This window comes from Verrucomicrobiia bacterium (genome assembly GCA_019634635.1).
In the GTDB taxonomy this organism is placed as follows: Bacteria; Verrucomicrobiota; Verrucomicrobiia; order Limisphaerales; family UBA9464; genus UBA9464.
On the sequence record JAHCBB010000019.1, the window covers coordinates 68,806 to 92,358 of the forward strand.

The following is a 23,553-nucleotide window of genomic DNA, read 5'->3' on the forward strand; positions in this document are numbered from 1 at the left end:
TCTCCGGTCAGGGAACCACCACACGGAAATACCACGGCTCCAGGCCGGCGGCGTCCGCAAGGGGCCATCGGACCGGACCTCCGGTTCCGTTGAGTTCCTGAAGGAGCCTCCAGTCCGGGTGGGCAAGGTTTCGCGTCCCCTCGATTCGGTGGGGGAGTGCCTCGGCGGTGTTGAACACCAGGTGGAGCTGATCTCCGAACCATTCCACACCAATCCGCACCGCCAAGGCAGCGGTCACCGCCGCCTGGAACGTGACCTCGTCAGCGAGCGGCGGCACACCGTCGTCCGTGACCCGAATGGTGATGTCCTGGACGCCCAACTGATTTGGGGCGGGCGTCCAGAGGAGGAACCCGCGCGGGCTGACCGTCATGCCGGCCGGTCCGCGAACAAGACTGAAGGTGAGCCGATGGTAGGGATCCGGATCCGTGGCGACCAGGGTGAACCGCCATGGAAGGCCCATTGGCACTTCCTGTCTGGCGACCGCGGCCAAGCGGGGCGGCCGGTTCGGCGTGTCGGGATCACCCGGGGTGGGGGATGCCGGGCGGCTGGATCCAGCGATTCCGTCTGCATCCGGGATGGCACTGGTGTTCGGCGGGAGGCCGGAGTGGCGCAGATAATCCATGACCGCGAGCCCTCCCAGTTGCGGGCGCGCCAGCACCACCACACCTCCCGAAGGTTCCAATCGAAATGAGGTGTGCCATTCCGAGGGGGTGGACTTCGAGGGTTGTCCGTCGGCAAAGATGACCACGTGGCTGCGCGGAGACAGTACCGCCTCCTTGGGAAATGCCCAGCGGTCCCATGCCGTCGCATTGTCACTGAGGAACCAGCCCGCCAAGGGAATCGGATCGTCTCCGCGATTGACCAGCTCAATCCAGGGCTCGCGCATTCCGCTGCCATCCGCGAGCCCTTCGGTGTTGAGGGGCAGCACCTCCGAGATCCATACCGGTGGAAACTCCGGCAGGTCCAGGCGGAGACTGTTGGGGGCGCCCGGGGTCCGGGGCGCCACCGTGCCGCCATCCAGGTCGAGTGAGCAGCCGAAGACGATGTCCGAACTCGTGCTGTTGACCTGGTGCACCTCCACCGCCAGCACGTTGGTCCCGGCCACGAGCCCAGTGCCCGGCAGGGCAAACGGCCCGGTCAACACGGCGTTGTCCACCAGCGACGCAGGTGTGTTGAAGTCCACGGGAATTCCGGCCGGAATGTTCTGCCGAAAGATTTCGCGGCCGTTCAGGTAGAACACGGCCCCGTCGTCAATCACGGTGCGGAGCTGCAGGCGCGTGCCGTCCGGAGGCACCGGAAGGACAAAACTCGTGCGGAAGTAATAGGTGTTCTGGCCAAGCCGGAGCGGCGTGCTTTTTGGTGCCGGTAATGCGGCGTCCTCGACGTAGAGCAGCGCCCGGCCCGCGGGCCACCCGGCATCCTGAAAATCCGGGTCCTTCCAGGAGGCCGGCAGAGGACCCTCCTGATAGTACCGCCAGCTGTTGGTCAGGACGACCAGCTGGCGCGGTCCGTCGTAGGTCTGCGGGGCGGCCCAGTTTCCGACCCGGGTGTTGTCCCGGCGCACATCCAGCAGTTGCAACGAGGTGCCGCCGCCGCGGGCCGCGGCGGGCCACGGTGCGGCCGCCTCAAACCGGACTTCATCGAGGATTTCGGCCACCGAGGCAGCCATCGCCGGCGTCCAAAGCCGCAGAACATCGCCCACAGGATTCAACGTGCCGGTCCATTGCCCGGCAACTGACGGTCCCTCGCCATGGGCGGAACGGAACGCGGCGAAATTCTCCACCACACAGGCCGCGGCACCCGGGGACAGCACGAAGCCGTCCGGGAAGGTGAACTCCAATCCCAGGCCGCGCAGTCGCACGCCGCCGAGCGGCCAGGGGGTGCGCTCGGATCGGTTGAGAATCTCGATGTAGGCGGCGCCAGGCGTTTCCGGGTGAGTCATCAATTCGCTGATCAGCACTTGGAATCCGGGGTGCGTCGCAATCTGGAAGGTTTGGGCTGCACTCTTCTTTTCAGGCCCGTCATCCGTCACCCGTACCGTGACCTCCCAGCGGTCTGCACCGGCATCCGGGGGCGACTGCCAGGAAAATCGGCCCGTAACCGGGTCCATTTCCGCGCCATCCGGCGCGCCTGGATCGAGGGAAAAGGTCAGCGCCTGAACCGGGAGGTCGGCATCGGACGCCACCACGAAGAATTCGACACGTTCCCCTTCCGTGATTTCGACATCGGCGACGGGTTGGAGCCGGGGAGGCTGGTTGTCTTCCAGGATCGTGACGCCGAGCAGGTACTGGTCGCTGAGTGGCAATCCGGTGATCTGGGTCACGCGGACCAGAATCAGATGGCTGCTGGGGCCATCCTCCTCGGTGGTTTCCCACACGAGCACACCGGTGACGGGGTCCAGTGTCACTCCGGGCGGAGCGCCGGGCGGCAGGCTGAACCGGAGTTCGTTGGGCGGCCGGTCGGAATCCCAGGCGCGGTTGGTCACCACCAGGGTTTGCCCCTCGAGAAGGGTCATCGGCGGGAGTTGCTCAATCACCGGCGCATTATCGGCTTCGTTGACGGTGACTTGAATCGAACGTTCTGCGGTGAGTGGAGGCTCGCCGTCGTCGGTGACCCGCACGGTCAGTTCGAAGCGTCCGGGACCCTGCTCCTCGGTGGGAATCCAGGACAGGGTGCCCGTGTCGGCATCCAGGCTGGCGCCCTCGGGCGGGTTCAGAATGGAGAACGTCAGCCGCTGCGGCGGGATGTCCGGATCGGAGGCCGCCAGGGTGACTCTAAGTTCCGAGCCCTCGTCCGCCGACTGTGGTGGCACCACCTCAAGGGTCGGAGGCCGGTTGACCTCGAAGACCCGGACTGTCAGGCGCTCCCAGGCGCTGCGTGAAGGGGTGCCATTGTCGGCAACGCGGACCGTGAGCGTGTAGGAGCCCGGGCCCTGGGACTCGGTCGGTACCCAGGTGAAGACTCCGGTCGGTCCGTCCATGGACGCCCCTTCTGGCGCTCCATCATCGAGGGAGAAGGTCAGTTGCTGCCCTGGGTTGGCGTCGGTGGCTGTCGCCGTAAACTGCAGGAGGACCATTTCGTCCACGGACAGGTCCCCGATTCGATCGAGGACCGGCGGAACATTGCCGCCAGCGACCTGGTTGGAGCGGCCTGGGGTGGGGGCGTCCATCGGGAAGAGATCACCCGCGCCGCCATCCGGGAACCGGCCCTCCGACACGTTGGGCGACTGGGGGCCGAAGGTGATGACATCCACGGGTTGCCCGTTTGGATCAAACAGGCCGATGGATTCGCCGGCGGCCGCGAGACGGAAGTTGACGTGGAGGTCCCCGTTGCCCAGTGCATTCTGGGCCACCTCGTCATCCGCCCAGACAACCCGGAAGCCGAGCGGAGGAATCACGTAACCTGGAGGGATCCGGAACTGGTTCCACTGGTTGAGATTGTCCGTCAGGTAATAGCCGGAAAGATCCGCCGCTTCCGGACCCGCGTTGTAGAGTTCGAACCAGTCATCGAAGCGCCCGTCCGCGGGATCGGCCACGGCGCCCGAATTGGTCGCCATGAATTCGTTGATCGTGACCGCGAGCCCGGGAACCGTGGGATCGTTGGGCAGGCCCGGTGTCACCCTCTGAAATAGGCGGCGTCGCAGCGGATCCGCGTCGGGCATCGAGCCCACGCTCCGCTCCGCGGGCACGGCGGAATACTCGACGAAGTCGAGGGCCGCCGGGGCATTCCCGGCGTCCCGCCGCCAGGCGAGGATGACCACACCCTGTTCCGGGGTGAGCCGCAAGCTGGTGTGAAGGGGCCCGTCGTCGGACGGTCCCGCCGCGCCGTCCGCCAGAACGACGAGATACTGTCCGGCTCCGAGCACCGTTCCCGCGGGGAACGGCCAGCGCGTCAAGTCGTCGGTGGCGTTGGAAAGAAAGCACGAGGAGAGGTCCACGGACATGGGACCCGCGTTGTGCAGTTCAATAAAGGGTTGGAGGCCGTCCGTGGTTCCCTGGGGCAGCACCTCGTTTATCCAAACGTTGGGCATCGGCGGCAGCGCCGGTCGGGGGGTGTTCGCCGTGCCCGGGGTCACCTGGCCGGGAGCGCCGGGCGCGGTCGCCGCCCAGTTGGCCGGACGCCGATTGTCCTGCCGGGGATCCACCAACTGCAGTGAGGGGCCAAGCCCGGCGGCCTCAACCGGCCAGGGTGGACGGCTCCCATACACGAGCTCGTTGATGATCAGCGGTGCGGATCCGCCGCCAGCATCGGGACGCACGAGGGCCAATCGCTCACCGCCGGCGCGCAGGTTGCCCGGAAACTCGTCATACACAGGAAGCGTTGCCCCGTATGCCGTGGCAAACGACGCGCGGCTCTTTGCCAGCACCAGGAAACCGCCCGGAGGGAGGATCGCACCAGTGGGAAAGGTGTACGCGAGACCCTCCAGACGGCATCCGGAAAGATCGAACGGTGTGGATGCGGATGTGTTGTGCAGTTCGAGAAACGACGCGTCGGGAACGGCCGGCTGGTATTGGATCTCGTTGATGACCACGAAATCTTGCGGTTGGAGCGGCGGTGCCGTTGAGATCACACGGAGGACTGCTTCGTGGCCGGGGATGGACCGACCGAAACGGTCCACACCCCCTAGGGTCAGGTCGTTGGTGGCCTGGGTCAGCGGGACCGTCAGGCGCCAGGCCGTGACTCCGGTCCAGGTCACCGGGTACGGAACCCCGTTCACGGTCAGGCCGGTCAGCGCAAGCGGGGCGCGTCCCGTGAGGAGGACGACTGGTTCCCCGGTGGTGAACTCCGCACCGGCGGGACCGGTGATCGCGAGGTTCGGTACATCGGCCGCCTGGTAGGCATTGAGGATCGTCTGGCGACGGGTGGCGAGGTAGTTCAGGGCCCCGGTGAACGGTGTGGTTCGAATACCGTTGTTGCGAAGGGCCTCGGCCCTCGCTCCGGCCTCGGCGGCGGCCCGGGCGGGATCGAGAGGTCCGTTGACTGCATCCAGGTAGGCCTGCCAGAGACGCCTTCGGATGGCCGGGTTGTTGAACATCGTGTTGATCACCGGGTCTCCGCCCCCCCAGAGGCCGTCCGTGGGGGAGTTGCCGCCCTGGTCCAGCGCGAAGTCCACATCCCACGAGAACAGCTTCCATGTCATCCCGTCCCTCTTGTAGGCGTACATGTTCTTTCCGCGGGCCATGCCGTAGGAGTCCCAGTTTCCAACGATGCGCTGGAAGGCAAACGTGCGCATCCACTGGTCCACATCCACCAGGCCAAACACACGGTCCACATAAGCGGCACCCTGCGTGTTCACCGCCTCCACCAACTCCAGGAGATTCGTGTAGTTGTTGGCGGAGTCCTGCACGGCCCGTTTGCGCCAGTTCCAACGGTACCGTGCGACCTTCAGGGGCGCTCCGGCGGTGCCCGGCGGCGTGGTGAATCGCTGCAGGGTGGCATCCACGTTGTTGAAGCTTGTTCCGTCGTCCTGGAACTCGAACCAGTCCTCCACCTTGTACAGGTCCGGATTCGCCCCATCGCTGAAGTAGCGTTCCGAGTACTCGCCATTGGGCTCCTCGGTGTCCTCCATGACGTCCCGGAAGGCACTGCCGTTGCGATACAGCCGCACGTAGCGCCCGTGAAGGGATGCCGCACCAATGTCCCTGGCGATCGTGAAGCATAACTGCTCGCGCAGGTTGGTGCTGTCGTTCCCGTTGTTTCCCGTCGAGGCCAGAGTCAGTTCGTCGGTGTCCAGGATCGGCTCATCCTTGGGGAGCTCGATGAACCAGTCTCCAGCGCCCCCCTTGAAGGGGCTGCCCTTGTCCTTGAACCCGGCGCCGTAAACGGCGCGCGAGTTGCCGTACACGAAGGTGAGGTCGCGGAAGAGGTTGTTGAGTGCGGAGGAATTGTTGCGGGCGTTCTCGGTCGCCGTGGTGCTCCACATGTGATAATGGCCCAGGGTCCCGAATGGGACGGGATCCCCCCAGCGCACCAGGCATTCCCGGGCTGGAGCTGCAGCGGGAAATCGCGTCGTGGCCGGAGCCCCGGCACCGTCGGTGGCCTCGATCCGGAAGGCCGCCAGCGTGCCCGCGGTGCGTCCCGGCAGCGTGACGGTGTAGATGCCATCCCCGGGGAAGGCATCTCCGCCCGTGCCGTCATCCCGGAGAACGAGGTTCAGCGTCGTCGAACCGCCGTCCAGCCTCCCCACCAGTCGCACCGCGCTGACGCCATCCGGATCGGCCACCTGCGCTGTGACCACCACGGGCTCCCCGGACGCTGGCAGCACCGGCACGTGGCGCACTTCGGCGATGGCGGGGCCCGCATTTTCCAGACGACGGCTGTTGGGGCGTCCCGGGGTGCCAAGGTTCGACGGCACGGACAGCCGCACGGGCATTTCAATCCAGTTGCCCCGGATTCGGAACAGGACCTCGGGCCAGCCACGGACCCAGCGAACCTTGGCCCCCATGACTGCGGAGTCCCCGGACCGCAGTCCGGGCCGGAGCGCGGCCCGCACACGGTTGAATCCGGTGTCGCCCCGGGCCTGCGCTTTCAGGTGGAGGCATCGTGTTCCCGAAGCCGCACCGGTGTTCTCCACAAATGAGGTCGCGTGATTGCCCTGAAAGGTCCAACCGGTGGCCCCGGCACCGGATCCCGACTCAAACCCCGGGTTGTTGACGAGGTTTTCCCCGGTGTCCGCCTTCATCACTTCGACGTCGTCCACCTGCGCCTCCCCGCCGCCCTGCAGGGTGATCTGTAGCTGGTTGGGCTGGAATGAACTGTTGCCCTGGTCGAGACGACCGGTGAAGGAGACCGCCGTCCATTCCCCCTTGGCGGTCTCATCCGAATCGGCCCAGTTGGAGGCCATCCACGGGTCGGCGTTGACATCCACCAATTCGAGGCTGGAGCCCCCGCCGTCTGCCCACTCGCCCCAGGCGCCGCCGTCGCGATACGACACCTCAGCCACGTCAACAAACACCCGCACTCCGGACATCACCTCCGGGCGCGACAGGGCAATCCGTTCGCCGCGGTTGGAGAGGGTGCCGCGGTAGGGCCCCACGACGGCCGTGGCGGCGAGATTCGGATGAGCCCGACGCAGTCGTTCCGGATCCTTTGCCACCACCAGTTGCTGGCCCGGTTCGATGATCACTCCCTCCGGGATTTCATAATCAATGCCGTCGGTAAACCGCCAGCCGCCTGGGGCCACCGGGGCGTCGGAGCGATTGTGCAGCTCGAGAAACTCATCGGCATCATCCTTGGAAATGGGGTGGTACATCAGCTCGCTGATGACGAGGTCCTCGCGTCGCCAGGAGGCATTGGCGGCTCCCGGTGTGGGCCGGGCGAGCCGCCGCAGCACCGGAGAGCCATCGGGCTGGCGCCCGTAGCTCACGCCCCGTTCCTGGGGACCGAACCGCACGGCATCCAGCACCCGGTTGCCGGACGGGTGGAGGAGATAGACGGCTTCCCCGGAGGCGCTCAACCCGAAGCCCAGTTGCTCCCGGTCGAAGACCAGATGGTCCCGCGGGGCAAGGCGCGTGCCCGCCGGGATGATGAAACGGGCGACGGCCGGGGAGTCGGTGAGGATGCATCCGGAAACATCCAGTTCGGCAGGGCCGCCATTGAAGAGTTCGACGAAATCCGGGTTGGTCCCGTCGCCGCGGGCCAGAATCTCGTTGATGTGAAGCGCTTTCAGGGGATCCGGGCGCACCGCCTCCGGGCGTCCCGGCGTACCGCCGATGATTTCGCCTGCCGCCCACGCCCGGGGGTCGCGCGGACCGTAACTGGGCCGGGCCAGGGTCAGGGAGTGTCCCCCGCCGCTGGCCGCCACAGCCCAAGGATACCCAGTGCCGTACGGTACCACGAACAATTGATCTCCATGGCGGCTCCGCAGGCCCACCGTGCCGCCTCCATGGGGAAGACGCCCGCTGTACGGACCCAGGACCCCGGACAGCCCTGTGGCCTCCTCCAGGTCGCCCGGTGCTGCAGCAACCACCACGTGGTCCCCGGCAATCAGGCGGAATCCATCGGGGAAGGTGAACGAGATGTCGCCGGTGAGCTGCGCTCCCGAAAGGTCCTCCACGATCGAGCCCGCGTTGGAGAGCTCAACGAATGCGAGGTCCCGTCCGGTCCCGTCGGCGCGTGGGCGATACATCAGTTCCGTGAGGACCATGCCTGAGGATCGAACGAAGGGTCCCGGGGGCTCCCGGTCGAGTTGAAGCGAGCCCTCGCTGAGGTGGGAAACCGGCCTGATGTCGCGGAACTGTGCGGTCGCCGTCGCTGTGGGATCAAGACTTGCCACGGCGAGTCCGAAGCGCAGGGTCGCCGGCGCCAATGGAAGCGTCACGCTGCCCAGTGGCGTCCAGATCCTGCCATCGAGGCTGGCGAATCCGGAGAAGTTGTTTCCGGCGCGTCTCAGGCGCAGCCAGGTGAAGGGATCGTTCGCGGGAAACCCATGGCGCGGTGCCACCGTGGCGACCGAGGCGCCCGCGGTGCTCCGGGACTTGAAGAAGCACCCCACCTGCACGGACGAGGCGAACACCGCGGCAAACGGCGATCCCTCGTCGAGTGTGGACCTCGCCATCAGGCCGGCATGCACCCACGGATTGGAGATCGTGACCCCCTCGATCCGGGCCTCGAGGTCGAAATCGCCGGTGCGGAGCTCCGAGGCAAACTGGAACTCATCGCGGCTGCCTCCGATCTCCGTCCCGCCCCCGGTGACATCGTAGCGGTCCGGCCCAATCCGGGTCACGCCGCCCCCGACCGCAGGACGACCAACATCCACGGGGGCGTATTCCAGGGCCACGAAGGCCAGTTGCGAGTCCGGCGGGATCTCGTTGGGGGTTCCCGCCTGGTCGGTGATCCCTCGGACCGTCAGGGTGTACCGCGTGCCGAAGGTCAGGGGCGACACCGTCAGACGGACGGTGAGGCCGTCCGGGTCCAGGGCCGCCGCGTGAACGGTTACCCTGCCATCGAGTTGAAAATGTGCCGCCACGCTGGCCGTCGCGGAGGCCACCGGCTTGCTGAACCGCACCTGAACCGTGCGCTCATCGCGATTTTCAACGGACACCAGCACCGGTCGCGTTGTGTCTGGAACCACGGTGAGCACCGCCTCGGCCGAAACCACCGAGCCGAACGTGTTGGTGAGCCGCACGGAAAATCGAGCCTGATGGTCCGCCAGGGAAACCGGACCATACTCCAGCGTGGATTCCGTCTTTCCGGGAAGGTCGGACTGGTTGCGCATCCACTGGAACCGCGCCGGACCCATCGGGTCGGGGACCACGTTGAATCGCGCGATCGCTCCTTCGACGACTTCAGTGGACACCGGATCCCGGACGACGGCGGGTTCTCTCAAGGCGATGCCCCAGGGCAGCAGGTGGGCGCCGGGGATTGGAGCCTCGTCCACGCTGTCGGGACGAATCCAACGAACCGACAGATTGTCCCCGCCGCCGCCCTCCTTCATCAGGGCCTCAACGTAGTAGATCTGTCCGGCCTCCAGTGGCACCGGTGCCGAGCGTTGGTTCGGCTCCCGGGTCCATTCCCGCGGCGAGGTCCAGCCGTTCACCGTTGCAATCCGCCGGCGGGAATCTGGCGTCGAGTCGGTTCCAAGCCACAGCTCCCCGCCGTCATCGGAGGCGATCCAAAACACATAATTGCCGGAGACCGGAGGCATCACGTAGCCCCGAAGCCGCTGGCCGTAGTCGTCGAGAACATCCGTCGGTGCTTCGAAGTCCAAGACGTAATCAATGCTGCTCGCGGAATCGGGAAAGGCGGGCGCGGAGGTGAGATCCCGCACCGCCGTGCCGCCGATGCCCGTGTAGACCTCACGGAGGAGGCCTCGCGAGGGCTGGGCCGCGGTCGGAACCCAGAGCACGATTCCCATCAGCGCCGCGACGGCCCACTGCCGGTTCGATGCCGGTCTGCAGCGTCCGGTGACCGTCCCGGAGACCTGGAGCAGTGCCGAGCGTTCAATCATTCCCATAAGTCGGATGACCCGAAGGCTAGCAGAATCCCTGCCGCCCCCAAAGAACGCATCCTTTCGGGTTCGGTGCGCCGCGGAGGACCGATCATTCGATGCGAACACCTCCTTTGGAATTGCATCAGGGCGGTCCTGTGAGTTCATCGCGGCGCGTGAGCAGCAAGTTCAAGGCGGTGGCGGGCGGTGTTGTCGCGGCGTCGGGATTTCGCACGGGGGCCGTGTTCTGCGATCTCAAACGGCTGGGCACCGGCAAGGGGTCGGCCCGTGGGGCCAAACGCGACCTGGCCCTTCTTGTGGCGGACGGCCCCTGTGCGGTCGCCGGCATGTTCACCACCAATCAGGTGTGTGCCGCGCCGGTGAAGGTCTGCGTGGCCCGGGTTGCCAAGGGACTGGCCCAGGCGGTGGTCGTGAATTCCGGCAATGCCAACGCCTGTACCGGGCGGCGTGGCAGTGTGGATGCCCTCAAGATGACCCGATGGATGGAGGAGGTGCTGGGGGTTCCCGATGGGCTCGGACTGGTGGCGTCCACGGGCCGGATCGGAGTTCCGCTGCCGATGGATCGCGTCCGCAGCGGAATCATTGCGGCGTCCGCGGTGCTGGGGCGTTCTGCGGCCCACGCGTCCCACGCCGCCGAGGCCATCCTCACCAGCGACACGCGTCCCAAGGAGTGCGCGGTCGAGTTTCGGCTGGCGGGGCGCACGGTGCGCATCGGGGGCATGTGCAAGGGGGCCGGCATGATCCAGCCGGGGATGAGCGCAAACGGGGCCCGTCCGGCGGCCCGTCCAAGATCGCTCCACGCCACGATGCTGGCGTTCCTGACCACCGACGCCGCCATTGAGGCCCGGGCCCTGCGGGGAGTTTTGCAGGAGGCCGTGGCCCGGAGCTTCAACCGGATCACCGTGGACGGCGACATGAGCACCAACGACACGGTGTTGCTTCTTGCCGGAGGGGCGGCGGGCAACCGGCGGCTGGGTCTGCGCGATCGGGAGATGGGCATCTTTCAAGAGGCGTTGTCCGCGGTCTGCCTGGATCTCGCGCTCAAGATCGTTCGCGACGGCGAGGGCGTGCACCGGGTGGTCACCGTGCGGGTGTCGGGTGCGATCAGCGACGCCGCGGCCGACGCCGCGGCGCGATCGGTGGCGAACAGCGCCCTGGTCAAGACGAGCTGGCACGGCGGCGATCCCAACTGGGGGCGGATCATGGATGCCCTCGGGTACAGTCCGGCCACCGTTGCCGAGAACCGTGTGGACATCGGGTACAGCAAGCCCGGCTTGCGCCGGGTGGTCTGGAGCCTTCGGCGGGGACAGCCAACCCGGGTGCCGTTCGACGCCCTGTGCCGCGCGGTCGCACCGGGTGAATTTGACCTGCACATCCGGCTGAACCTTGGCCGGGGTGCGGCGGTGATGTACGCGGCGGACCTGACGGAGGCCTACGTGGAATACAACAAGGGCGATGTCAACGACCCCGCCAGCCTTGGAGGGTGAGACCCATGCAGGACCTGATTGCCAAGGCGGAGACACTGCTGGAGGCGTTGCCTTACATCCAGCGGTTCTCCGGGGCCACCTTCGTGGTGAAATATGGGGGCTCATTCATGGACTCACCGGACCCGGCGGTTCGCGAGGGGGTGGCCCGGGACATCGTTTTCTTGGAGGCCGTGGAAGTGAACCCGGTCGTGGTTCACGGCGGCGGCAAGGCCATCACCCGGGCCCTGGAGCAGTCGGGGCTGCCCACGCGGTTCGTGCAGGGCCAGCGGGTGACCACCGCCGCGATGGTCGAGATTGTGGACCGCGTGCTTTCCCGGGAGATCAACCCCGAGGTGGTGGCCACCATCAACCATTTGGGCGGCGTGGCCCAGGGGTTTGCCGGCGCCGACATTTTCACCTGCCGCAAGTTGTGGCTGACCGGATCCGATGGAGCGCGCGTGGATCCAGGCTTTGTGGGAGAGGTGACCCGGGTGAACACCACGCCGCTCCTCGACTGCATCGCCCGTGGATTCACCCCGGTGATCAGCCCAACGGCGCGTGGAGAGGATGGCGCGGTGTACAACTGCAACGCCGACGTCGCGGCCGCAATGACGGCGATCGCCCTCCGGGCGCGCCGCCTGGTATTCATGAGCGATGTGCCCGGCCTGTTGCGCGACGCGAAGAATCCGGCATCGCTGATCTCCCACCTTCGGACCTCGGAGGTCAACGAACTCAAGCGGGCCGGGGTGGTGGACGCCGGGATGATTCCCAAGGTGGACAGCGCGGTCGGGGCGTTGCGTGCGGGTGTGGAGAAGGTGCAGTTCGTGGACGGGCGGGTGCCCCACTCGGTGCTGCTGGAAATCTTCACCGATGCCGGTGTGGGCACCGAGGTCGTTGCGTGAAGGGTCCCGCAATCCCGCCGGAGCGATCGTCCACTCCGATCTGTTGAACCCCGTTCCGCCACGGCGGGCTCGCATCCTTCCGGTCCCAGGGAACGCCATGAGGCCACTTGAAGCCAGAAAAGTGTTGACGGTGATGCCACTTGAGGCTACACCCGCGGAGTGAAGAAGAGGAAAAAGCCGTTTCGTTATCCCCCAAGCACTCCGGCTGGGGACCTCCTTCGTGAGGCCGCTTTTGCCGAACCTCCATCCATGTCCATCAACGTTCGTTCCGCCAAAGACCAGTTGTCCCGACTCCTGGAGGAGGCTGTACTCGGCAATGAGGTCATCATCACCAGCGATGGTCTGCCCAAGGCCCGGCTTGTACCTGTGCGCGAACGTCGGAAAGCGCTCCGCGTGGATTGGGCGTGGCTCCGATCTCAGCCGGTTTCAGGAGGCCCCCCGGCGGAGGACGTCCTCCGGGCAGACCGGGACGGGCGCGATTAGCCGGCATCACCGTTCCCAAGCCAGACCGGGCGGCCAACGAGGATCATGTATCTGGATTCCTGCATCCTTGTGAAGCTGCTGATTCGTGAATCGGACAGCGAGTTCTACGGCCGGCTGACCGATGGTCAGCCGGTTTCCTCGTCCATGCTCGCCCACACCGAGGTCTGGGCCGCGCTGATGGCCAAGGAGCGCGGCGAGGCCATTGCTCCTGATCTGCGCCGCCGGGCGTGGCAGCGCTTCGAGCGATATTGCCTGGAAGAAGTGGTCGACCTCGCCTCAATCACCGATGCCATCGGGCGCCGCGCAAACTGGATCATCGAGCGAGTGCATCCGCGGGTCCCGCTGCGATCCCTGGATGCCCTGCACCTTGCCACCGCCGACCAACTTCAGGATTGGCCGCTTGTCACCAGCGATCGCCGGATGCGCGACGCCGCTGCGCTGATGGGGTACCCGCTTTCGGATCCGTGTCCGCCGCCATCCGGAACCGGCGTTTCTTGAGTCCGTCTTGCCCGCCGCGATGGGCGGACGTTCCAAAATCCACGCATCGGATGACTCTTGACTCCCGGCCACGCCTCGCCAACCGGCTTGGACCCGCGGCTCAACGCGGAGCAACGGACGGCAATCTCCGCGGAGTCTCCGGTGGAAATATGTTGACCGAACGGTACAGAATCGTTACTGCTGGCGTGGCGGGAAGAACTAAGCCGGCAATATGGGACGGACCAGTGATGCCAGGGAGCGGTTGCTGAGCGCGGCACTCGACCTCATTTGGTCGAGCAGCTACGGCGGCGTGAGTGTGGACGACATCTGTTCCCAGGCGGGGGTCAAAAAGGGAAGCTTTTACCACTTTTTTCCTTCCAAGGCGGATCTTGCCCTCGCCGCGTATGAGGCGCACTGGGATCAAAAGCGGCCGGTGCTCGACGCCATTTTTTCCCCCCAAGTGCCGCCCTTGGAGCGTCTCTCACGTTGGTGTCAGAGTGTGATGGATTCTCAACATGCTCTTTACGAGAGGTTTGGACACGTTTGCGGCTGTCCGTATGCGAACGTGGGGGCAGAGCTTGCCACCCAGGACGATCGCCTGCGCGCAAAATCGGAAGACCTTCTGAACCGCGGGTTGCGCTACCTTGAAAGCGCCATTGCCGATGCCCGGCGGGAAGGTTTGATCGTCGTTCGTGACGTGCCGGCGGCGGCTCGGGCGGTGGGCACGTGCCTGTTGGGACTTATTTTCCGGGCCAAGGTGCAAAACGATCTCCGTGTCTTGCGGGAGCTGGAACCGACCATGATGCAGCTGCTGGGCGTCGCTGTTCCGGCCTAGCGCCAATCTTTGACAGGATCAGAATTCAAACCAGTTTGCCCGCGGAAGATAGACGACCAGTCAACAATTTCTCAATGAACTCGGGATTGCGGAACACAGTGCCGGACGCCACACCGGCCACATTCACGGAGCTGGCGACGGACCGGTACGATCAGCGGACCGACCGGGCGATTGCGTGCTTTCGCCGTCAATGGTTGCTGGAAATGCTGGATGCCCACGGAAGTGAGATTCCTGCCGACTTGCTGATGGCGGCGCTGCGCGAAGCGGAGGCCCTGGCGAGCCTGACCCCGTGGCCGGACCTTTTCCTTCCAGCGCTTGCCGATGAGAAGGTGGCAGCGCTTCGGAAGTGGTGGGTGCGTCAGCAACAGATGCGCCAGCAGGAGATTTCGTTCCCCGCCTAGCCGATGAACGCGTCCATTGGGTCCGTCTTTCTGATTCCCACGATCCTCGCCCTCACGTTGTCCCTGGTGGCAGGCTGCAGCCCCGAGGCGGAGGCGAGGACATCCGCTGAGCCGCCACCTCCCACGGTCACGGTGCGCTTTTTGGAGTTGGAGGACGTCGTGGAGTACGAAGAGGTCACCGCGCGTCTCGAAGCCCCCGAAGTGGTCGAGATACGTCCCAGGGTTTCCGGGTATCTCACCGAGGTCCGATTTCGCCCCGGAGAGCTCGTCCGGAAGGGCGATGTGTTGTGCATCATTGATCCGCGGCCGAAGCAGGCGGTCCATGATCGGGCCGAAGCGGACGTGCGGCGGGCCCGGGTGCGGGTGGAGATCACTGAACGCGAGGCGAGGCGCGCGGAGCAGTTGTTTGAAACGAAGGCGATTTCGATCGAGGAAGCGGATCAGCGCCGATGGGCCCACACGGACGCTCAGGCAGCCCTGCAGTCCGCAGAAGCCGCATTGGAGATCGCCCGACTGGATCTTGAATACTGTGCGGTGAAGTCTCCGATTGACGGACGGGTCAGCCGCGCGCTGGTGACCGTGGGCAACAATGTCAGCGGTGTGGACGGTTTCACCACCCTGCTGACCACGGTGGTCAGCGTGGATCCGATGTTTGCCTACAGCGATGTGGACGAGGCGGCCCTGCTCCGATTCCGCGCCTTGTTGCGGGATGGGGTTTTGGAGACCAACCGGGCAGGCCGGGTGGTGGTGGAGATGGGACTCGCGAACGAGACGGGCTTTCCTCACAAGGGCTTCATTGAATCGCTTGACAACCGGCTGGAGGCCGCGACCGGAAGCATCCTGGTCCGCACGCAGTATCCGAATCCGGACGGCCTGTTGTTGCCCGGGCTGTTCGCCCGGGTTCGCCTTCCCGGGAGCGCCCGAAACGCCGCCGTGCTCGTCCCGGAATCCGCGATCGGGACGGATCAGAACCAGCGGTTTGTCTTCACGCTGACGTCGTCCAATACCGTGGCCTACCGCCCGGTGCGGCTTGGCGCCCTGATCGGTGGTCGGCGGGTGGTTCGAGACGGCCTGCAGCCCGGCGACGCGCTGGTGGTCAACGGGCTGTTGCGGGTGCGGCCCGGCATGCCCGTGACGCCCGTTCGGGAGGCGGTCACCACCGCCGCGGTCGAGTCCCGCTGATTGCCGCGCCCGGCGCTCCGGCGGCGTTGTGTTTCAACAGCCATGAGATTCAGCCATTTCTTCATCCAGAGGCCGATTTTTGCCGGAGTGCTCTCGGTCCTGATCTTTCTGGTTGGGCTGCTCGCCATGTTCCGGCTGCCGGTCTCGGAATATCCGGAGGTGATCCCACCGCAAATCGTGGTCCGCGCCGTGTATCCCGGAGCCAACCCCACCACGATTTCCGAGACCGTCGCCGTACCCCTGGAGCAACAGCTCAACGGCGTCGAAAACTCACTCTACATCTTTTCCCAGGCGACGAGCGACGGGGTGATGACCCTGACGGTCACCTTCAAGTTGGGGACCGACATTGACCAGGCACAGGTGCTTGTGCAGAACCGCGTCTCACAGGCGTTGCCCAAGCTGCCGGAGGAAGTCCGCCGCCTGGGGGTGCTGACCATCAAGTCCACTCCGGACCTCACCATGGTCGTCCACCTGATCAGCGACGGCACGTACGACGACATCTACGTCCGCAACTACGCCACATTGCAGGTCAAGGACGTGCTCGCCAGGGTCCCCGGGGTGGGGCAGGTCCACGTCTTTGGCTCCGGAGACTATGCCATGCGCGTCTGGCTGGATCCGGACCGGGTGGCGGCCCGGCAGCTCACCGCCGGCGACGTGGTGGCGGCGATTCGTGAGCAGAACGTGCAGGTGGCGGCGGGCGCGGTCGGACAGCAGCCGGTATCCGGTCCGGTGAGCTTCGAGGTGCAGATCAACGCGAGGGGACGTCTCGTCACCGAGGAGGAATTCGGAAAGATCATCATCAAGCGTGGGCCCAACGGGGAGACGGTGCTGCTCAAGGACGTGGCCCGCATCGAGTTGGGCGCCGGCGAGTTCGCACTGCGCTCGCAGCTCAACAATCAGTCGGCGGTTGCCATCCCGATCTTCCAGCAGCCTGGCAGCAACGCATTGGAATTGTCGCGCAGCGTCCGCCAGGCCATGGCAACCCTCAAGACCTCATTCCCGCCCGGACTCGACTATGTTGTGGCGTATGATCCGACGGTGTTTGTGGACAAATCCATTGATGCCGTCATCCACACCCTGTTTGAGGCGGTGTTCCTGGTGGTGCTGGTGGTGATCGTGTTCCTGCAGACCTGGCGCGCAAGTCTCATTCCGCTGGCGGCCGTCCCGGTGTCGCTGGTCGGCACCTTTGCCGTCATGGCGGCCTTGGGATTCAGCATCAATGCACTGTCCCTGTTCGGCTTGGTGCTCGCCATTGGCATCGTGGTGGACGACGCCATCGTGGTGGTCGAAAACGTGGAGCGAAACATCGGTCTGGGCCTTACGCCCCTCGAGGCGACCCGGCAGGCCATGGATGAGGTCACCGGGCCGATTGTAGCGACGGCGTTGGTGTTGTGCGCGGTGTTCATCCCCACGGCGTTCATCAGCGGCCTGTCGGGGCAGTTTTACAAGCAGTTTGCCATTACCATTGCCATTTCGACGGTGATCTCCGCGTTCAATTCGCTGACGCTGTCTCCGGCCCTGTGCGCGGTGCTGTTGCGCGGACGCCAGGAGCCGAAGGACGCATTGACCCGTGGGATGGACCGATTATTCGGCTGGTTCTTCCGGCCGTTCAACCGGTTCTTCGCATGGGCGGCGGGCCGGTATTCCGCGGGCGTCGCCCGGGTGATCCGCGTGAGCGCGGTGTCGTTGCTGGTCTATGCGGGTCTCGTGTTCCTCGGCGTGCGCGTCTTCCAGCGGGTGCCCACGGGATTCATACCCGACCAGGACAAGCAGTACCTGATCTGCGTGGCGCAGCTGCCGGATGCGGCCTCGCTTGATCGCACCGACGCGGTGCTGCGACGGATGACCGAACTCGCCCTTTCGGTGCCGGGGGTCGAGGCCTCGGTTGCCTTCCCCGGATTGTCGCCCAATGGATTCACCGCAAGTCCGAATTCAGGCATCACGTTCATCTGCCTCAAGCCATTTGATGAGCGGCGGTCCCCGGACTTGTCGGCGCCGGCCATCGCCGAACGACTCGCTACATTGTTCGGGGAAATCCAGGAGGCGCGCACGCTGGTGATCAACGCGCCACCGGTCAACGGCCTCAGCACCGGGGGCGGCTTCAAGCTGTTCATCGAGGACCGGGCCAATCTCGGTCCGGAATCCCTGTATGGAGTCACCTGGGGAATCATCGGGCAGGCCTACGCGACCAACGTGCTCCAGGGTGTCTATTCCACCTATCAGATCAACGTTCCCCAGCTCGAAGCCGACGTGAACCGCATCAAGGCCAAGTCCATGGGCGTTCCGTTGGGCAGCCTGTTTGAGACCATGCAGGTGAACCTCGGGTCCCTGTATGTGAACGATTTCAACCGGTTCGGGCGCACCTATCAGGTGATCGCCCAGGCGGACGCCCCGTTTCGAGCGTCCGCGGAACAGGTCACGCGACTGAAGGTTCGAAGTGAGACGGGCCAGATGGTTCCGATGGGATCGCTGGTCCGGATTCGCGAGAGCTCCGGGCCCGACCGTGTGATGCGTTACAACGGCTATCCCGCCGCGGAAATCAACGGTGCCCCGGCACCGGGCTACAGCTCGGGACAGGCGGAGTCCTTCATCGAGGGGTTGGTCCGCGCGAACCTCCCGCCGGGCATGGCCTTTGAATGGACGGAACTTGCCTACCAGCAGCGAATCGCCGGGAACACCGCCTTCCTGGTCTTCCCGCTGTGCGTGCTGCTGGTCTTCCTGGTCCTGGCCGCGCAATACGAAAGCCTGAGCCTGCCACTGGTCATCATTCTGATTGTGCCCATGTGCCTGCTGAGCGCGATGCTGGGCGTGATGCTCAGCGGCGGGGACAACAACATCTTCACCCAGATCGGCCTCATCGTTCTCGTCGGACTCGCCTGCAAGAACGCCATCCTCATCGTCGAGTTTGCCCGCGAAAAGCAGCATGCCGGGTCGGGGGTCGTCGAGGCCGCGCTGGAGGCGTGCCGGCTGCGATTGCGTCCGATCCTGATGACCAGCATCGCCTTTATTGCCGGAGTGTTTCCGCTGGTGGTCTCCACCGGTGCGGGCGCCGAGATGCGCCAGGCGATGGGGGTCGCGGTGTTCGCCGGCATGATCGGAGTCACCTTTTTTGGGTTGTTTCTGACCCCGGTGTTTTACGTCGTCATCCTGAACCTCTTCGGCCGCCTTCGACGCCCGGCACCGGTAACCGTTCCGGGCCATCCGAGGCCCGCCGCCTCCTGACGCGCACCGGCTCCTATGCGCGGTCGCCGTGCACGGATCCTGGATCAAGCCAGGATCCCGCGCACCACCTCCCCGGCGACGTCCGTCAACCGGTAGTCGCGGCCGGTGTGTCGAAACGTGAGCCGTTCGTGATCGAGACCCATGAGGTGCAGGATCGTGGCGTGAAAGTCATGGACATGGACCGGGTGCCGCGCGGGGCGGATGCCGTAGTCGTCGGATTCGCCGTACACGGTCCCGGCGTTCACCCCGGCGCCCGCCAGCCAGGAGGAGAACACCCAGTGATGGTGCTCCCGGCCCCGCGCATCGGCGGTGGCGTTGAAGGGCGTCCGCCCGAACTCGGTGGTCCAGACCACGAGCGTCTCGTCCAGGAGACCCCGCTGCCTGAGGTCCCGCAGCAGCCCGGCCGTCGCCCGGTCCACGTTCCTGGCGAGAGGGGCATGCGTCATCATGTCTCCGTGGGCGTCCCAGTTGTCGGAGGATCCCACGTCAATCAGCTCGATGAAGCGCACCCCGCGTTCGGCCAGGCGTCGCGCGACGAGACACTGCCAGGCAAAGCCCTGGGTGCTGCCGCGGGGCAGTCCGTACAGGGCCAGCGTTGCATCGTTCTCCTGCGTGAGGTCGAACACTTCCGGCAATTCCAGCTGCATGCCGAAGGCGGTCTCGAACGAGCGGATCCGGGCGTCGAGCAGCGGATCCCCTGCCCGGGGCATGCGGTGCCGCTCGTTGATGGCCGCCAGGGCCTCGAGCTCCATGGCCTGCAGTCGTTCGCTCGCCACCCGCCGCCGCAGGTTGGCGACCGGTTCCGCTCCGGGCACCACCAACGTCCCCTGGTGCGCCCCGGGCAGGAAGTCTCCGGCCCAAATCTGGCCTCCCGCATAGGGTGTTCTGGGGGCGATCACCATGAAGGAAGGCAGATTCCGGTTCTCGGTGCCCAGGCCGTAGCTCACCCATGCCCCAAGGCTGGGGCGTGCAAACGTGAAGGACCCGGTATGAAGTCCCAGTGTGGCTTCGTAGTGATTCGTGTGGTCGGAAACCATGGACCGGACGACGCAGAGATCGTCCACGCACCGGGCCATTTCCGGGAACAGGCCGCTCACTTCGGTGCCGCAGCGACCGTGGCGGATGAATTCCCATTGGGGTCTTGTGAGGTACATCGCGAATTCCCCCTTGCGCCCCTGGAATTCGTCCACTGAAACCGTCCGTCCCGCATCGGCAAACAGCCGCGGTTTGGGATCCCACGAATCCACATGAGACACCCCGCCGCTCATGTAAAGAAAGATCACCCGCTTTGCCTTCGGCTCAAAATGGGGTGCGCGGGGTGCCAGCGGATCGGGCGCTTCCGTTCGCAAGGACTCTTCGGCAAGCATTCGTGAAACCACTCCCGGAAACAGCGTCGAACCGCCGACCAGGGAACGCAGGAAGCCGCGACGTTGTGGATCGAATGGGCGGGGCAGGGTCATGTCCGGCTCACTCCACGGTCAGGAACTCGTTGCTGCCAAGGACGACCCGGATGAACGCCGCCAGCGGGCGATGTCCCGGTGCCTCCGCACCCACTCCAGCCAGTTCGTCCTCGTACCGCTCCAGGAACCCCAGACCTTCAGCGGATTCGTTCGTGGTGGGATTGCGTCCCAGCACCCGCCGGTACACCCATTGGATCCGGGCGGCGGCCTCAGGGTTCCCGGCGGCAATGGTGCCGGCAAGCTGGTCGGCGGCTTCATGGACGAACGGATCATTTAAGAAATAGAGCGCCTGGGTGGGCACGGTGGTCGGACGGCGATCCGGGGTGCTGGCATTCGGATCGGGCCCGTCAAACAGTGCGAGGAACGGGTGCCGTTGAAGGCGCCGGGTCATCAGGTAGACGCTCCGCCTGTTGTGCGCGTACTCCGCACTGAAGGGGCCGTGTTGCGTGTAGCTCCAGGTGATGGGGCTCGGGAACGGGTGACCCGCGCCGGGGGTTTCATCAAGCGTCCCACCGGCCCAAAGAACGGAGTCCCGCAGTTCCTCTGCGCTCAAGCGACGCCGGGGATACACCATCGTTTGGGGATACCTGCCCTCAGGTCTTGCAGCCGCGCCGGCGCGCCGACCGGCCGGAAGGGGGTCCGGATACTCCACGGTCGCGCAGGCGGGTGACGCGGAGCCATCCGCCTCGACTCCGCACATCTGATACCCTGCGCTGCCCATGATCAACCGGTGCATGGCCTTGACCGACCAGCCTGATCGGATGAACTCGCTGGCCAGAAAGTCCAGCAGCCCGGGAATTTCCGGTGCCTGGCCGCGGAAACCGAAGTCGTTTGGTGTTCGGACCAGCCCCTGTCCAAAGTGCGACAACCAGATCCGGTTCACCATGACCCGCGCGGTCAGCGGGTGGGCCGGGCTGGCCAGCCAGTTTGCCAGTTCGAGGCGCCCGCTGCCGAGGGCGGACGCCGGCAAGGGGCCGCCGCCAAGCGCCGTCAACAATCCGCGGGGCACCTCTTCACCCGGACGGTCCGGATCTCCGCGGACTTGCAAGCGTGCATTGCGCGGGGTGCCGTCGCTGACGGCATAGGTCATGGAGAAGGGCCCCTCCGCCAGCAGTGTCTCCAGCTCACGTCGTGCCTCTCCAGCCTGCTGGTGCACGTTCGCCAATTCCGCCCGAAGCGCCGCAACCTCGGCGCGCCGGGCCCCAAAGGTCGAAACCTCTCGCTGGCCCACCCGGGAATCGGGCGGCGACGCTGCATTCGCCGCGTCCGAACCTTCCTCCAGGGTGGCCAGTTGCTTCAATCGCTCCTCGAGTTCGGCGGCAGTCGGGCGCGGGTGAAGTTCAGCCAGTGCCGGCACCGTTGTGGACACCGCAGCGATGGGAACTCTTTGCACGGCAAGGTTGTCCACGCACAATGACGGCGGCGGCACGCCCAACGGCTCCGCAGACTCGATCGCCACCCAGTCCATGGCGCCGTCCCAGTCCGGTGAGAGGGAACGTGGACCAAACGCGACGGTGTCCCCGGGTCGTCCCACAACTCCGGAGACGGTCCCGGCCTCCGGACGGATCGTGAACTGCATGTTGAACCACTGGCCCGGGGGCGGGACCCGGACGAACTCCATAATGGGGCCGGTACGCACCGCGAGGGAATCCTGCGAGATCAGAATTTCGAACGCCTTGGCGCCGGATGCGGACCCGAGCCAGAAGCCATGCCAGCCGGTGGCGGACGGATCGCGGGTCCCGACCCGTGCGTCGAGGTTTACAAACAACGACCCGTCTTCCGTGTTGAGGCCGAGTGGCCTCAAGGATTGCGCCATTCGGTATCGGTTTGTGCCCCCGGTCAGGCGCACGCCGACGCGACCGGCGGGGTGGAGATTCCTGAACGGACTTTGGGCGTCCGCCAGCACCGCGATCGGCCCCTCGGAAGTCCAGGGCGATACCAGGACGCCCTTGCTCCCGCCCGCCGCGGGTGCCTGCATCTCGAAGTCGCCGTCCAGCGCCTGCAGCGAGCGCAGGATGCCGCCCGGAACGACCTGTCCGGCACGCTCGAGAGTTGCTGCCAGCCGGGCGATTCGCTGCTCGTAGGCCTCCCACAACAACGCGGACTCCTGTGGAGGCACCAGAGGGGCGAGCGCCCGGTGCTTCTGCTTCTGCTCCGAGCCGGGGAACGCGTATCGCGTACTCTCAAAGATGCCGTAGAGCGCGTAGTAATCGGTCATGGAGACCGGATCATACTTGTGCGCATGGCAGCGGGCGCAGCCCAGAGTCAGTCCGAGGAACGTCTGGCCGACGGTGTCAATGGTGTCCTGAATTGTGAGATGGTGATAATTCTCGGAGTCGAATCCGAAGCGCCGGGAAACGGCAATGAATCCGGTGGCAGTGACCCGTTCGGCATAGCGCTCGCGGTCCCCATGGCGCGCGAGAAGGTCACCCGCAATCTGCTCACGAAGAAATTCGTCGTAGGGCTTGTCGGCATTGAAGGCGTGGATGACGTAGTTGCGATACCGCCAGGCGTCTGGCACCGGGAAATCTGCGGTTTCACCGGCCGTATCGGCATAGCGCACGACATCCAGCCAGTGGCGTCCCCAATGCTCCCCGTAGCGTGGAGAGCTCAGCAGTCCCTCCACCAATCGTGGAAATGCATCCGGGGCAGGATCCGCCTCGAAAGCCTCGACCGCCCCGGCGGTGGGCGGCATTCCGGTGAGACCATAGGTCGCACGCCGGATCAGTGTCCGCCGGCCTGCCCTGGGAACAGGTGTCTGGCCCGCGGCCTCCCAGGTCGCGAGCAGGAACCGATCCAAAGGATTCCGGCACCAGGTCGTATTGGTCACCAAAGGCGGAGCGGGGATCTGAACGGGGCGGAAGGCCCAGTGCGCCGCCTCCACCGCCTCCGTTGCCATGGACTTCCCGCATGCCGCCCACACCAACCCGAGAATCAAACACCAACGGTTCATCGTAATCGCGCAGCGCCAGCATGCCGTGAGGCTCCGTCAGGAAGCGAGATCACACTGGGGGGGCGGAGGATTCGGACTACCTTGCGTCATCAGCGGCTTCAAGGATTTCCACGAGGAGGAAGCGCTGGGCTCCTGCATTCACGGGCAACCGGTCTCGGACCGTCACGGTCCTCCATCCATCCGAAACCACGTCGCTGACCGGAACCACTTCCTCAGGAGACAA

General features: G+C 65.6%; 11 protein-coding genes. 8 read left to right on the forward strand and 3 right to left on the reverse strand.

Annotated elements, in window-relative coordinates:
- Nucleotides 1-7: 7 nt before the first annotated feature.
- Nucleotides 8-9,949, reverse strand: a complete 9,942-nt coding sequence (locus tag KF791_13545; GenBank protein MBX3733605.1) for a lamin tail domain-containing protein — start codon at nt 9,947-9,949, stop codon at nt 8-10.
- 98 nt (nt 9,950-10,047) lie between these two features.
- On the opposite strand from KF791_13545, the gene argJ reads away from it, so the two are divergent.
- From argJ to KF791_13585, 8 genes are all read left to right on the forward strand, one after another.
- Nucleotides 10,048-11,436 (forward strand): bifunctional glutamate N-acetyltransferase/amino-acid acetyltransferase ArgJ, encoded by a 1,389-nt coding sequence (gene argJ, locus KF791_13550; protein ID MBX3733606.1) that lies wholly within the window; start codon nt 10,048-10,050, stop codon nt 11,434-11,436.
- Nucleotides 11,437-11,441: 5 nt separating this feature from the next.
- Complete coding sequence (argB, locus tag KF791_13555) at nt 11,442-12,317, forward strand: acetylglutamate kinase (GenBank protein MBX3733607.1); 876 nt, start codon at nt 11,442-11,444, stop codon at nt 12,315-12,317.
- 249 nt (nt 12,318-12,566) lie between these two features.
- On the forward strand, nt 12,567-12,800 hold the full coding sequence (locus KF791_13560; protein ID MBX3733608.1) for a type II toxin-antitoxin system prevent-host-death family antitoxin: 234 nt from the start codon (nt 12,567-12,569) through the stop codon (nt 12,798-12,800).
- Between the two features lie 69 nt (nt 12,801-12,869).
- The gene (locus KF791_13565) at nt 12,870-13,298 is read left to right on the forward strand and encodes a type II toxin-antitoxin system VapC family toxin (GenBank protein ID MBX3733609.1); all 429 of its coding nucleotides are present in this window, start codon (nt 12,870-12,872) and stop codon (nt 13,296-13,298) included.
- Nucleotides 13,299-13,509: 211 nt separating this feature from the next.
- Nucleotides 13,510-14,112: a TetR/AcrR family transcriptional regulator gene (locus KF791_13570; GenBank protein ID MBX3733610.1), complete on the forward strand. Its 603-nt coding sequence runs from the start codon at nt 13,510-13,512 to the stop codon at nt 14,110-14,112.
- 74 nt (nt 14,113-14,186) lie between these two features.
- Entirely contained in the window at nt 14,187-14,513 is a 327-nt protein-coding gene (locus tag KF791_13575) for a hypothetical protein (GenBank protein ID MBX3733611.1), read from the forward strand.
- A gap of 3 nt (nt 14,514-14,516) precedes the next feature.
- Entirely contained in the window at nt 14,517-15,695 is a 1,179-nt protein-coding gene (locus tag KF791_13580) for an efflux RND transporter periplasmic adaptor subunit (GenBank protein ID MBX3733612.1), read from the forward strand.
- Nucleotides 15,696-15,737: 42 nt separating this feature from the next.
- Nucleotides 15,738-18,917 carry a multidrug efflux RND transporter permease subunit gene (locus tag KF791_13585; protein MBX3733613.1) on the forward strand — a complete coding sequence of 1,060 codons (3,180 nt, stop codon included), beginning with the start codon at nt 15,738-15,740 and terminating at the stop codon, nt 18,915-18,917.
- Between the two features lie 44 nt (nt 18,918-18,961).
- On the opposite strand, the gene KF791_13590 is transcribed toward KF791_13585, so the two are convergent.
- Nucleotides 18,962-20,377, reverse strand: coding sequence for a DUF1501 domain-containing protein (locus KF791_13590; protein ID MBX3733614.1), 1,416 nt, complete (start codon nt 20,375-20,377; stop codon nt 18,962-18,964).
- Nucleotides 20,378-20,384: 7 nt separating this feature from the next.
- Nucleotides 20,385-23,330, reverse strand: a complete 2,946-nt coding sequence (locus KF791_13595) for a DUF1549 domain-containing protein (GenBank protein MBX3733615.1) — start codon at nt 23,328-23,330, stop codon at nt 20,385-20,387.
- Nucleotides 23,331-23,553 lie beyond the last annotated feature (223 nt).

Coding starts and splice junctions, on each gene's coding strand:
- KF791_13595 (MBX3733615.1), bottom strand. CDS start 23,330: ATGAACCGTTGGTGTTTGATTCTCGGGTTGGTGTGGGCGGCATGCGGG.
- KF791_13545 (MBX3733605.1), bottom strand. CDS start 9,949: ATGATTGAACGCTCGGCACTGCTCCAGGTCTCCGGGACGGTCACCGGA.
- KF791_13560 (MBX3733608.1), top strand. CDS start 12,567: ATGTCCATCAACGTTCGTTCCGCCAAAGACCAGTTGTCCCGACTCCTG.
- KF791_13580 (MBX3733612.1), top strand. CDS start 14,517: ATGAACGCGTCCATTGGGTCCGTCTTTCTGATTCCCACGATCCTCGCC.
- argJ (MBX3733606.1), top strand. CDS start 10,048: ATGCGAACACCTCCTTTGGAATTGCATCAGGGCGGTCCTGTGAGTTCA.
- argB (MBX3733607.1), top strand. CDS start 11,442: ATGCAGGACCTGATTGCCAAGGCGGAGACACTGCTGGAGGCGTTGCCT.
- KF791_13570 (MBX3733610.1), top strand. CDS start 13,510: ATGGGACGGACCAGTGATGCCAGGGAGCGGTTGCTGAGCGCGGCACTC.
- KF791_13585 (MBX3733613.1), top strand. CDS start 15,738: ATGAGATTCAGCCATTTCTTCATCCAGAGGCCGATTTTTGCCGGAGTG.
- KF791_13590 (MBX3733614.1), bottom strand. CDS start 20,377: ATGACCCTGCCCCGCCCATTCGATCCACAACGTCGCGGCTTCCTGCGT.
- KF791_13575 (MBX3733611.1), top strand. CDS start 14,187: ATGAACTCGGGATTGCGGAACACAGTGCCGGACGCCACACCGGCCACA.